Annotated in this window: 10 protein-coding genes and 1 pseudogene; 3 read left to right on the top strand and 8 right to left on the bottom strand. The window is 63.1% G+C overall.

The window, feature by feature from the left end; translation table 11 throughout:
* Both ACH2EI_RS06840 and ACH2EI_RS06835 read left to right on the top strand, forming a co-directional pair.
* Positions 1 to 183, top strand: a pseudogene (locus ACH2EI_RS06840) (hypothetical protein); the annotation flags it as partial.
* Entirely contained in the window at positions 180 to 1,094 is a 915-nt protein-coding gene (locus ACH2EI_RS06835) for an LLM class flavin-dependent oxidoreductase (RefSeq protein ID WP_395156638.1), read from the top strand. The pseudogene ACH2EI_RS06840 and the gene ACH2EI_RS06835, both read left to right, overlap by 4 nt.
* Positions 1,095 to 1,139: 45 nt before the next feature.
* Here the strand turns inward: ACH2EI_RS06835 and ACH2EI_RS06830 are convergent, their stop codons facing one another.
* Positions 1,140 to 2,885 carry a glutamine--tRNA ligase/YqeY domain fusion protein gene (locus tag ACH2EI_RS06830; RefSeq protein ID WP_395159525.1) on the bottom strand — a complete coding sequence of 582 codons (1,746 nt, stop codon included), beginning with the start codon at positions 2,883 to 2,885 and terminating at the stop codon, positions 1,140 to 1,142.
* A 67-nt stretch (positions 2,886 to 2,952) separates the two neighbouring features.
* On the opposite strand from ACH2EI_RS06830, the gene ACH2EI_RS06825 reads away from it, so the two are divergent.
* Positions 2,953 to 3,762 carry an SDR family oxidoreductase gene (locus ACH2EI_RS06825; RefSeq protein WP_395156634.1) on the top strand — a complete coding sequence of 270 codons (810 nt, stop codon included), beginning with the start codon at positions 2,953 to 2,955 and terminating at the stop codon, positions 3,760 to 3,762.
* A 17-nt stretch (positions 3,763 to 3,779) separates the two neighbouring features.
* Here ACH2EI_RS06825 and ACH2EI_RS06820 read toward each other — a convergent pair whose 3' ends face one another.
* The 7 genes from ACH2EI_RS06820 to boxC all read right to left on the bottom strand — a co-directional run.
* A complete protein-coding gene (locus tag ACH2EI_RS06820; protein ID WP_395159523.1) occupies positions 3,780 to 5,411 on the bottom strand; it encodes a Ppx/GppA phosphatase family protein in 1,632 nt (543 codons plus the stop codon).
* 5 nt (positions 5,412 to 5,416) lie between these two features.
* Complete coding sequence (locus ACH2EI_RS06815) at positions 5,417 to 6,460, bottom strand: phosphotransferase family protein (protein WP_395159521.1); 1,044 nt, start codon at positions 6,458 to 6,460, stop codon at positions 5,417 to 5,419.
* Between the two features lie 42 nt (positions 6,461 to 6,502).
* Positions 6,503 to 7,345 (bottom strand): SDR family oxidoreductase, encoded by an 843-nt coding sequence (locus ACH2EI_RS06810; RefSeq protein ID WP_395156629.1) that lies wholly within the window; start codon positions 7,343 to 7,345, stop codon positions 6,503 to 6,505.
* Positions 7,346 to 7,419: 74 nt separating this feature from the next.
* Positions 7,420 to 8,940 carry a benzoate-CoA ligase family protein gene (locus tag ACH2EI_RS06805; protein ID WP_395159519.1) on the bottom strand — a complete coding sequence of 507 codons (1,521 nt, stop codon included), beginning with the start codon at positions 8,938 to 8,940 and terminating at the stop codon, positions 7,420 to 7,422.
* A gap of 1 nt (position 8,941) precedes the next feature.
* Complete coding sequence (locus ACH2EI_RS06800; protein WP_395156625.1) at positions 8,942 to 9,733, bottom strand: alpha/beta fold hydrolase; 792 nt, start codon at positions 9,731 to 9,733, stop codon at positions 8,942 to 8,944.
* Positions 9,734 to 9,742: 9 nt separating this feature from the next.
* Complete coding sequence (gene boxB / locus ACH2EI_RS06795; RefSeq protein WP_395156623.1) at positions 9,743 to 11,158, bottom strand: benzoyl-CoA 2,3-epoxidase subunit BoxB; 1,416 nt, start codon at positions 11,156 to 11,158, stop codon at positions 9,743 to 9,745.
* A gap of 51 nt (positions 11,159 to 11,209) precedes the next feature.
* Positions 11,210 to 12,814: 2,3-epoxybenzoyl-CoA dihydrolase (gene boxC, locus ACH2EI_RS06790; protein WP_395156621.1), on the bottom strand; the 1,605-nt coding region annotated here is incomplete at its 5' end.

Below are 12,814 nucleotides of genomic sequence, written 5' to 3'. Positions count from 1 at the left end.
CGCGACACCATCACTTCGACCTACGTCCGTTGTCTGCAAGACCGTGCGGTCCACCCTGAACACCAAGCGGTGTTCGCGGCCAGGTGCACCACGCACGTCAACCTCGACACCGACCATTCGCCCTTCGTCAGCATGCCCGCTGCGTTGGCTGACATCCTCGAACCGATCGCCCGCCAAGCGTGAGTGAGCTCCTCAAAGTTCGCATTGGCTACGGCCTCGGCACTCGCACGAACCTGCACGACGAGTCGTACGGCGTCGTCGTCGACGCACTCGAAGCGCACGCCTTCGATTCGCTCTGGCTGTCGGAGAAAATTGGTGGTGAGGCACCCGACCCGCTGGTCGCAATGGCCTATGGCGCCGGTCGGACCACCAACCTGAAATTCGGTATGTCGGTCATGGTGCTCCCGGGCCGCAACCCAGTGGTGTTGGCCAAGGCGCTGGCGACTCTCGGTCGGATGTCAGGCGGTCGCCTGCTCCCTGCCTTCGGTCTTGGTGCTGTTGACCCCATCGAGCAGCAGGCCTTCGGGGTCGAGCGAACCGAGCGGGCAAAGATCTTCAACGAGTCGCTCGATGTGATGAAGAAGTGTTGGACCGGCGAGTTCTTCAGCCACGAGGGCACGTACTTCAACTACGACAACATCCGTGTCTTGCCTGCCCCAAAGCGGATGGATGTCTGGCTTGGCGGCTTCGCCCCGTCTGAACTCAAACGAATCGGCCGCGTTGCAGATGGCTGGCTCCCGTCCTTCGTCACGCCGGCTGACGCTGCTGCTGGACGAGCGGTCATTGAAGAGGTCGCTGCCGAGCACGACCGTGAAATCGAAGACGATCACTACGGGGTCTTGATTCCGTACTCCTTCGGAGATGTGCCAGAGGTGCTGCTGCAACTCCTCGCCAAGCGTCGACCGGACCTCGATGACGTCACCCAGCTGGTCCCTGATTCCTGGGAATCACTCGCCGCGCTGATTCAACAGTTTATCGATGTCGGCACGAGTAAATTCGTCGTCCTCCCCATCGACGAGCCACGCAACGCCGACCAGTGGACCGGCCATATCGCCGAAGCCGCGGACGCACTGTTGCACCTCGAACAGGGATAGCGATTTGTCACACTCCGGTCTGACAGGGGGAGCGCCATGACAGTTTCACTTCTTGCGTTTTTGGATGTTGGCCCATTCGTCTCGGAGGCCGACGGTGCGATGGAACAGCAACGGGGTGCGGGGGTCAGCTGCGAAGTAGCCGAGGCGTTCGAACTGGACGACTTCGCCGGGTGCGGTATCCGCCAGCTCGGGTTCGAGCTTGCAGCCCCGGAGGACAGTCATCGAATTCGGATCGAGATCGTCGAAGACATCTCCGGTTTCAGCGCCGGGAACCTCGGCACTGAACAGCCGCTCGTAGAGTGCGACATCAGCATCAACCGCATGCGCTGCACTCACCCAGTGCATGGTCGACTTGACCTTGCGACCGTCAGAGGAATTACCACCCTTGGTGTCGGGGTCGTACGTGACGTGCACTTCGGTGACGTTGCCATCAGCATCGCTCTCGAAGCCCGTGGCCGTGACGAAATAGCCGCCACGCAGACGAACTTCCCGGCCCGGAGTCAGGCGGTAGTACTTCGGTGGCGGGTCGGCCATGAAGTCGTCTTGCTCGATGTACAGCGTCCCTGAGAACGGAGCGGTCCGAACACCGTCGTCTGCGTTCTCCGGGTTATTGATCAGCTCGACCTCTTCGACGATGGGAGCGCCGTCAGCGTCGGTCGGCCAGTTGGTGATGACGACCTTGAGCGGATCGAGTACGGCCATCCGACGCAGCGCCGTTTTGTTCAGGCGGGTGCGGATGAATGACTCGAGCAGCTCGATCTCGTGGCGACTGTTGGTCTTGCCAACACCAATAAATGCGCAGAAGTCGCGGATCGACTCGGCCGGGTACCCCCGACGCCGCAGACCACGCAGCGTCGGCAGCCGCGGATCGTCCCAGCCATCGACCACGCCGTCTTCGACGAGCTTGGCGAGCTTGCGCTTGGATGTGATGGTGTGGGTGAGTTCGAGTCGAGCGAACTCAAACTGTTGTGGTGCCTCAAACGGCAGCAGGTCGAGCAGCCGCAGTTGTTCCAAGTACCAGTCATACAGCGCTCGGTGTGCATCGAATTCGAGGGAACACAGCGAGTGCGTAATGCCTTCGATGGCATCGCTCTGGCCGTGTGCCCAGTCGTAGGTGGGGTACATCTTCCACGTGGTGCCGGTGCGGTGGTGCGCCTTGTCACGGATGCGATACATGATTGGATCGCGCAGCTGCATGTTGTCGTGCTGCATGTCGATCTTGGCACGCAGCACTCGCTCACCTTCGCCGAATTCGCCGGCCTGCATGCGCGCAAAGAGATCGAGGTTCTCGGCGACCGGACGGTCACGGTGGGGGCTCTCAACACCGGGGTTTCCGTAACCGCCACGCTGCTCGGAGATGGTCTCGCCGTCTTGATCATCGACATAGGCGAGGCCATGTTCGACGAGGAGTTCGGCCCAGCGAACAAGCTGTCCGAAGTAGTCGCTGGCGAACAGCGGTTCACGCTCAAGCGGATAACCGAGCCACGCCAGATCTTCGATGATGCCGTCGACGAAACTCGTGTCTTCGGTCTCGGGGTTGGTGTCGTCGAAACGTAAATTGCAGACCCCTTCGAACTCGCGTGCCAGCTCAAAGTCGGTCGTGATCGCCTTGGCGTGGCCGATGTGCAGGAAGCCGTTCGGCTCAGGCGGAAAACGGGTCACGACCCGGCCACCGAAGGTGCCTTGAACGGCGTGCTCGACCGCGAGGTCGTGGACGAAGTTGGCAGCTGCCGGGCGTTCGTCGCTCGTCGTTCCGGCTGCGGGGTCGTTCGAAGTCTTCGGGTCGGCCATCGGGTCAAGTATGGCGAACGATCGGCGGACTCTCGCGGAGGAACGCCACACGCACTAGAACAACAGTATGAGTGTGACGATTATCAATGGCGGAACTCAAGGCCTGGGCGAGCAGGTAGCTCGCACGCTGGCGGAACGTGGCGGCTCCTCCGGCCTTGTGCTGGCTGGAAGGTCCGCCGAACGCGGCGCCTCGCTCGCCGACGAGCTCACCGCTGGCGGCACGCCCAGCATCTTCGTCGAAGCCGACATGGGCGACGCCGCCGCGCCCGAACGAATCGTCGATGCCTGCGCCGAACGATTCGGCACCGTCAATGGCCTCGTCAATGTCGCGGCGCTGACAACCCGCTCAACTATCTGGTCCGACACACACGACCACTTCGATCGCATGATGGCGATCAACGTGAAGGCCCCCTATTTCATGATCCAGTCGGCAACGCGCCTCATGCAACGAACCGGGGCGACCGGCTCGATCGTCAACGTCGGCTCCACGTCTGGTCACGGCGGCCAACCCCGGCTCGCCGCCTACAGCATCTCCAAAGGAGCCCTGTCGGTCATGACGCGCAACCTCGCCTACTCGCTGATGCAGGAGGGCATTCGGGTCAACCAGGTCAACCCCGGGTGGATGGACACCGAGTCAGAACACCGTGTGCAGCTGACGGAAGAAAACGCTCCGGACGACTGGCTCCAGGCCGCCGAAGCCGGCCGGCCGATGGGTCGCCTTGTCAAGCCATGGGAGGTCGCAAACATGATTGTCTTCCTCTTGTCGGAGCAGTCGGGCATGACCACGGGCAACAGCATCGACATCGATCAGTCGATCACCGGCGCCGGCAACCCACCCATCCCGAGTGCGCAAGAACGGCTCCACATCGCCGATTGACGTGGCATCTCGCGATGTCAGCTCGATTCGGAGTCAGCCGCGTCCTGCGGAGTGTCGTGCGGAGTGTCGTGCGGAGTGTCGTGCGCTGATACATCGACCTCAACAGTCACGTCGAACGCTTCGGCGAACAGACGCGATCGTTCACGCGCCGCGTAGATCTCAAGGTCAATACCTCCATCGATGTCCGCTGCGCGAGGAGCCAGTGGCTCGATGCGCACTGTTCCATCCTTGATAATGACGCGCATTGACTCGACGACGCCCGCGTGACGACGATCAAGCCCGATGGCCAGACGCAACATTCCAGCGAGCTGTCTGACCAGCCGTTGATCGTCCTTGCACAGCGCAGCGAACTCGTCATGCTTGTCGGCCGGATGACTCTTGCGGTGATACCGGGCGAGCACGGCGATCAGTTCGACCTCGTGCTCGGTGAATCCCGTGAGCTGTTCGCTGTTTCTGATCACGTAGTACGAGTGCTTGTGGTGGCTCGAGTGGCTGATGAACAGGCCGACGTTGTGCACGATCGCTGCTGCGTCGAGTAACTCGCGTTCCGGATCGCCAAGGCCGTGCAGCGACTTCGTCCGGTCGAACAACTGCGTTGCGAGGCGCGCCGTGTGCTCGGCGTGCTCAGGGTCGGGGTCGAGTTGGTGGGCGAGGCGAAGGAGGTTGCTGCGCCGGAGGTCGTGCAGGTCCTGACCCGAGCCTGACGCGAACCGGTCGAACAACACGCCTTCGCGCAGTGCGTACTCCGAGATCGTCATCGCCTGGAGATCGAAGGCTGCAAACACCTCCTGCAGCAGGATGACCCCACCCAAGATGATGTCTGACCGCTTGTCGTCGAGCCCGTCGAGCTTGCGACGATCTGACGCAGTGAGCACCCGCTCGGCGACATCGGCGAGCTCGGTGGCCGAGAACACCACACCATTCATCTGACGCACATCGTCGCCGCGTGCCGCGACCGCCATCGCGGCGATCGTGGTTGCTGTACCCGAACTTCCCACCGCGACCTGTGGCTGATGGCCACCGAGTTCGTGACCCACCGGGGCAAGCGCTGCTCGCACATAGTTCCGGCACTCGTCGATCTCGTCATCGGTCGGCACTCGGTCCTCGGCCAGGGCCTCTGCGAAGAACCGCTCGGTCAGGCGGATCGCACCAAGCTTCATGCTGCGTGCCTCAATCGGATCGGCACCCTCACCCACGAGGAACTCGGTGCTTCCGCCGCCGATGTCGACCAAAAGAATGCGCTGTTCAAACACCGGGAGGGCCTGCAGCACCCCGAGATGGATTAATCGTGCTTCCTCGAAGCCACTGATCACTTCGACGTCGATCCCCACCTCGTCGCGGGCCCTGTCGAGGAACTCGTTTCGATTCGATGCCTCACGAACGGCGCTGGTCGCCACGGCCGCAAGATCGACATTGCCAAAGCTGGCGGCCACCTGTTTCATCCGGCCCAGGGCTGCAATGCCGCGTTCGATGGCGTCTGGTGCGAGGAGCTTCATCTCGCCGCCACCCTGGCCGAGTCGGACGGTCTCCTTCTCACTCGTCAGCATCTCGAACCCACCGTGGTCAGCGAGGCGCGCCACGACGAGGTGCATCGAGTTGGTTCCGATGTCGATGGCTGCCTTGATTGAGGTTGCCGACGAATTCTGCACGGGTCTCAGACGTCGGCTGCGTGAGCTGCAGCCAGCTCAATCGATGCGCTAATGCGACTGAACAGGGATTCGAGATCGACGCCCTCGCTGCTCTTCTGCCCCATCCGGTATCGGGCGTACACGCCGTGCAGGATGCAGGCGGTTTTGAAGGCATTGAACGCCCGGTAGTACGAGAGGTTCGACATGTCGGCGCCGGTGCGATCGGCGTAGTACCGCACCAGGTCATCGCGGCTACAGAAGCCTGGCACCGCAGTCGCGGCATCGGCTTCGACCGCAACGGGATCAGTCGATTCGGCCCAGGCATTGAGGGCGTAGGCGAAGTCCGCCATCGGGTCGCCGAGTGTTGCGATCTCCCAGTCGAGCACGGCAACCATCGAGCCGTCCTCGCCGATCATCGAGTTGTGCATCCCGTAGTCGCCGTGCACGACCCGTGCCGGACCTTGCTCAGGCAGACGCTCGTTGAGCCATGTGTGCAGTCCGTGAATCCGCGGATCGTCGTAGTCGGCAGCCTTGGCTGACGCCGTCCATGAGCCGTACCAGGTACGAATCTGTCGGGCCACGTATCCGTCGTGACGGCCGAGGTCGCCAAGACCGACGTCGGCCGGATCGATCGAATGAATCGCCGCGAGCGTCGCGATGAACGATTCGCCAACACACCCACGCGCCACCACGTCGAGCCGTTCGGCCGACTCGGTGCCGGTGTACAGCGCCTGACCGCCGACTTTACCCATCACATAAAAGTGCCGGTCACACACCGCCCGGTCGTCGCAGTAGCCGATCGGCTCGGCAACCGGGATGCCAACGGGGTACAGCGCTTCGATCACCCGGAACTCCCGGAACATGTCATGCGCCTTCGGCAAGAGCTCCCCCTGCGGCGGCCGACGGATGACGAATTCATCATCGTTGGTATCGGTCAACAGATAGGTCAAGTTCGAGTGGCCACCGGTCAGGCGTGTCCACCGGCAAGGTGGGACCACTCGGGTGTTTTGGACCATCCAGGCTTCGACAAGTGCGACGTCGAAACCGACAGGAATCTCAGAGTTCTCCACGTGTCCAGTGTTGCCGATCCGGCTCCCTGGCAACGACTCTGCTCAGAGCTTTGGAGCCATGGCATCACCCGGCAGTGGGCCCCCAGCAGCGAGAGCCGACTGGAACCGGCGCATCCCGGTGAGCCAGCGATCGACATCGGTCGCCTTGCGCTCGACGTAGGTGGCCACCTCAGGGTGCGGGAGCACATGAAATCGTTCGTCGCGCATCGCATCGAGGCAGGCCTGAGCAACCTCAGCCGAGGTGAGCACGCCATCACCCGAGGCAACTCCGCCCTCGAAGTCGTCGGGGGTGTTCCCGGTGCCACCGAGGTCGGGACTGTTCGCCACGATGTTGGTGGCAACTGCCTGCGGGCAGAGCACCGAGACACGGATGCCCTGATGGTGGTGCGTGATGCTCAGGAACTCGGCAAGCGAGACCGCCGCGCCCTTCGTGACCGAGTACGCCAACGAACCAATCTGGGTGAGGAGGCCGGCTGCCGATGCCGTGCTCAGCAAGTAGCCCTCGCCGCGGGCGATCATCGAGGGCACCACCGCACGAGCGGCGTAGATGTGGCTCATCACGTGGACGTCCCACATGTGGTTGATCCGCTCGTTGGAGTCTTCGAGCCCGGCCGCGGTGACGTATCCGGCATTCGAGACGAACACGTCGATCGGGCCGTGTGCTGCTTCGGTCTGATCGACCATCGCAATGATCGCCTCCTCGTCACGAACGTCGATGCCGATCCCGGTGCCGCCGACTTCGGTAGCAACGCGCTGTGCTGCTGCCTCGTCAAGGTCAGCAACGACAACGTGCCGTGCCCCTGCAGCATGTGCTGCGCGCGCCAGGGCCTCGCCGATGCCGGAGCCCCCTCCGGTGATGATGACAACTCGATCGTTCAGTTCCATCCGGCGACCCTACGACGCCGCGTCATCCAGCCTCCGGCCGTGGCGAGGTGACTGGCCAAATGACTGGCCAGGTGTCAGAGCGCGCGGAGCTTGAAACGCTGGATCTTGCCGGTGGCGGTCTTCGGGAGTTCGTTGACCATGCGGTACACCTTCGGTCGCTTGTAGCCCGCCAGCCTCGAGCGGCAGTGCTCGGTCAAGTCATCGACCGACGGTGTTGCCCCGCCGATGGCAACGACGAACGCCACCGGACGGGTGACGTTCTGATCGTCGGGAAGGCCAACGATCGCGGCCTCAAGCACGTCGGGGTGTTCGATGAGGACACCCTCGACTTCAGCTGGCGACACCCACTCGCCACCGACGCGCAACATGTCGTCGACTCGGCCGAGGTAGGTGTGGAATCCGTCGGTGTCGACGGCGTAGAGATCACCAGTACGCATCCACTCACCTTCGAACGTTGCTCGGGTCGTGTCGCTGCGGCACCAGTACCCGGTGGCGACCGATGGGCCGCGCACCAGGAGCTGGCCCGGAACGTCGACGCTCTGGTCGTTGTCTGACTCGTCGACGACGCGGACCTCGTAGCCAGGAACGGCCCGCCCGCTTGTTCCTGCGCGGAAGCCTGTCGGGGCGTTGGAGAGATAGATGTGCAGCTGTTCGGTCGACCCGATGCCGTCAAGGATCGTCACGCCGAACCGCTTTCGGAACCGCTCGAACGTCTCAGTCGGCAGTGCTTCGGCCGCCGACACGCCGAAGCGCACCGACGAAAATGTGTCGTCCGCGACGTCCGATGCGAGGAGCGCTGCATAAAAAGTGGGGATGCAGAAGAACAGCGTCGGGCGCTCGCTCGTCACGATGTCGACAACAAGCTGCGGTGTCGGTGGCCGAGTTGGTTCGAGCACCGCGGTGGCGCCGACCGAGAACGGGAAGGTGAGCGAGTTCCCCAGGCCATAGGCGTGGAACATCGGCCCGACGGAGAAGCAGATGTCGTCGGCGGCGATCCCGAGGACCTGGTTGGCATACGTCTCGCACGTTGCCGGAATGTCGGCGTGGCGGTGCATCGCCAACTTCGGCTGCCCGGTCGACCCCGACGTACAGAGCCAGAAACCAGGCGACTCGGCCCAGGTCGCAGCGACTGATCCGTCCGAACCTGCGCCAATGAAGTCGACCCACCCCAGTTGAGCGTCGCTACTGACGCCAGAACTGATGACGACCTCCACCTCGTGGGCACCGGCGCGGAGTTCGGCCAGCGACTGTTCGCGCGCTGCCGAAATTGCGACGACGCGTGCCCGCGAGTCGGCAACGATCACACCCAGATCGCGCCCGGGAAGCAGCGGATTCATCGGCACCGGCACGGCACCGATGCGCAGTGCGCCGAGGAACATCGCGACGAACTCGACCGAGTCGAGCATCACCATCGCGACGCGCTCCTCGCAACGCACCCCGAGTGCGCGCAGCCCTGCCGCAGCCGCCTCGACGCGACCGAGTATTTCGGCGTAGGTGAACGACTCACCCTCACTGCGGATGGCGATGCGATCGCCGTTCCCTGCTTCGATGTGACGGTCGACGAGCCATTCGCTGACGTTGAAATGCTCGTGCATGTCAGTCTCCCTGTGTCGGCGCCGCGGTGACGCCTTTGCGATTGTAGAACTCGGCAAGGAGCGCTGTAACCACTGCCGGCTGCTCGTGGTGGATGATGTGGCCAGCACCAGCAAGGCGCATCACGGTGGCGTTCGCACCAATGGCGGCAGCGGTTTCGGTCAACTGCGCATCAGTGGCGTACTGATCGTGGTCACCCTGCACGACCAACGTCGGAACAGAGATCGAAGCGAGCAGTGGCCGGACGTCCCAGGTTGCGAAAGCGTCACTGACCCAGGCACTACTCCACGCTTCGAACAGTTCGCCAGGAGCGTCGTGGTGCGTTGCCAGGCCCGCGACGATCCGGTCCCGCGACCCCCGCATCGCGACAATCGCTTCGCTGCAACACGACTCAACCCACGAGTGGGCTGCGAACGCAACGATGCCGCGGCACGCTCCGCCGCGAGCAGCGTGGAGCAACGCGATCGTTCCTCCATCGGAATGACCGACGAGAAGCGGCTGATCGATGTTCATTGCCCGCAAAAGTTCACCGAGGACGTCTGCTTCGCGATGCAACCAATCAGTCGGCCAAGTCCCATCGGGCACCGGCGTTGAGGCCCCATGCCCTGCGCGCTCGTAGGCCATCACGGCAACACCGGTTGCTGCTGCGATGTCGGCAGGTGTCTCTCGCCACTGCGATATCGAGCCAAGGCCATCGTGTGCGAGCACGATCTCGACGGGGCCGCTCCCCCACGTCGCGGTGCGGAGTCTGCAGGCGCCGACCGCGACAACTGCGACGTGCGGATCGGAAATCATCAGCGTTGGCTAGATCCGCACGTAGTCGTAGTCGACTGCCTGGGTGTTGATGCCTGTTGACGGCGGAGCGATCCAGCCGGCCATCTCGCCAGGCCCAAACGCAGCCTTCATCAGCGAGCCGACATGCACCTTTTCGGCATCGGTCGGAAGCCAGTCGTCGCGTCGCTCTGCCCAGTCGGCAGCACTCAAGACGCGGCCGTCAGGGCTCACGTCATGGTCACGGAACACGCCGACTTCGCGGTTGAAGCCAACATGCGGCAACGCCAGTTCGGTCGTGATGCCATGCTCGACAAGGGTCCGGTTCCAGCGGCGCAGGCCCTTCGCACAATCGAGGGTGTACTCGCTGCGCAATTCGTGGTTGACGAGCGCCCGAGCCGACAGTGTCTCGGTCGTGATCGCACCGTCGACCACGGTCAGGTACTGATCTTCGAGGTCGAGCAGGACGTGATCGTCGTCGTACTTGTCTTCGCCGTAGCGCCCCTTCAGGCCAGCCGCGTAGTAGTTCGCTGCGTTGGTCGACTTCTCGCTGCCGAAGAGGTCGAGCGACACCGAGTAGTGGAAGTTGATGTACTTCTGCAGTGTGTCGAGGTTGATGCCACCGTGGCTCGTGACGTCTTCGGTGTCGAATTCATTCATCAACTGAGCGGTGCGCTGGATGACGCGCCCGACGCCGGTCGCACCGACAAACATGTGGTGCGCCTCTTCCTTCAGCATGAAGTCACAGGTCCGACTGAGCGGATCGAAAGCCGACTCGCGAAGCGCACCAAGCTGGTACTTACCGTCGCGGTCGGTGAAGTACGTAAACATGAAGAAGGAGAGCCAGTCGGGTGTCTCTTCGTTGAAGGCACCGAGAATGCGTGGCTGGTCAGCATCGCCCGAGTTGCGTTCGAGCATGGCGTCAGCCTCGTCGCGACCGTCCTTGCCGAAGTAGCGGTGCAGCAGGTACACCATGGCCCACAGATGGCGGCCCTCTTCGACGTTGACCTGAAAGAGGTTGCGCAGGTCATAGAGCGACGGAGCCGTCGCGCCGAGCAGCCTTTGCTGTTCGACGGATGCCGGCTCTGTGTCGCCCTGCACCACAATCAACCGACGCAGGTCGGTGCGAAACTCGCCCGGCACTTCCTGCCAGACCGGCTCGCCTTTGTTGTCGCCGAAGCCGATGGTCCGGTTGGGTTGGGCTTCGCTCAAGAAGATGCCCCAGCGGTACTCGGGCATCTTGACGTGGCCAAAGTGGGCCCAGCCGTCGCGGCCCACGTCGACAGCGGTGCGCAGGTACACGTCTTTCTCTTGGAACCCCGACGGACCCATCTCGCTCCACCAGTCTTGGAAGCGGGGTTGCCAGTTCTCGAGCGCCCGCTTGAGGCGACGGTCGTCGGCGAGGTCGACGTTGTTCGGAATCCGCTCGGAATAGTCGATGTTGGTCATGGGTCTCTCCGGGGTCGGCGGTCACACTGTGCCTGGCACAGTGTGACCGGGTCAGGTTCGATTGATGTCGTAGGTGGGGCGGGTGCCGGTGCCGTACTTGCGCAGTGCACCCTCGGGACCGCTGGCGTTCGGGCGGATGAATACCCAGTTCTGCCATGCCGAGAGGCGTGAGAAGATTTTCGTTGCCATCGTCTCGGGACCGGCAAAGCGATGGTTGGCCTCCATCGCGGTGAGCGCGTCTGGCGAGAAGCTGGCGCGCTCTTCGATGGCGAGGCGAACCTCATCGTCCCAGTCGAGATCGTCGGGCGTCGACGTGACCAGCCCGAGTTCGTTTGCACGTGCCGCGTCGATCGACTCGCCGACGGCCGCTTCGGCTGCTGCGGCGTCTGCGGGCGCACCCCAGAAGCGCGAGGTGATGCGGGTGATGCCGTTGGCCATGGGCATCGGCCCGATGCTCGCACTTGTCAGCACGATCACAGCTGGCGGCAAGGGCTCGTCGTCGTCTTCAAAGACGCCATCGAGCATGAAGCTGCGATCAGCGGCGAGGAGTACTTCGGCAAGAACGCCGACGAAGCACGAACCCGGATCCACGACCCCGATGAGGCTGCGGGCCATCAGGTCGAGCCGCGACAGAACCCGCTTCCAGAGCAGCGCCGTTTCGCGAGCGAGGTGGTCGGCGCCGGCGAGGAGCCGGTCGGTCTGGTGAACTGCAGCGGAAGCATCACCGCGCGTCTTCAACACCAGCGTGCCGAGCGTCGGCTCGTTGAAACGGAGGTGGCAGAGCACGTCGTCAAACTCGCGGGCAGCGGTCAACGCCCAGCCGGCGTCGTCGGTTGCGGTGATCGTGAGTTCGACCGAGCGACCAATCCGGTCGAGCTTGGCGGCGACGAACCGATAGGTGATCGAGTCGTTGGTGATCGTTCGCCCGAGCGCCTCAAACTGCACTGCCGAACCATCGTCGGATCTGCTCGACGTTTCGGCGAGCGCTACGACTCGAGCAGCGACCGCAGCATCGAACTTCGATGGCGGGGCCACTTCATCGACCAGGTTCCACTCGACCGCTTCGTTGCCCTGAACGCCTTCAGATTTCGTGGCGAAGACGTCGGCGCGGTCGCGACGGACGTGTCGCTTGTCGGTGAGACGTGTCAGACCTCCAGTGCCCGGCAGCACGCCGAGCAGCGGAACTTCCGGTAGCGACACTGCGCTCGATCGATCGTCGACAAGCAGGAGATGGTCGCAGGCCATTGCCACTTCGTAGCCACCGCCCGAACAGGCACCGTTGATCGCTGCGAGAAAGCGCAGGCCCGACTCGGCTGAGGCCTCTTCGATTTCGAGACGAGTCTCGTTGGTGAATTTGCAGAAGTTGACCTTGTGGCTGTGGGTGGCAGCGGCGAGCATCCGGATGTTTGCACCAGCACAGAAGACACCTTCCACAGCGCTGTCGAGGACGACGACCTTGACTGCCGGGTGCTCGAACCGCAGGCGACGAATCGCATCGGCGAGTTCGATGTCGACGCCGATGTCGTAGCTGTTCAGCTTGAGCTCGTAGTCGCCGAGCAGCCCACCAGCAGGATCGACGTTCATCGAAAGCCGTGCAACCGAGGACTCGACCTTGAGATTCCAATGGACGTAGGAATCTGGGTGTCGCTCGAACGT

Source organism: Ilumatobacter sp. (genome assembly GCF_041688325.1).
GTDB lineage: Bacteria > Actinomycetota > Acidimicrobiia > Acidimicrobiales > Ilumatobacteraceae > Ilumatobacter_A.
This window is presented reverse-complemented; position numbering and strand designations above follow the sequence as displayed.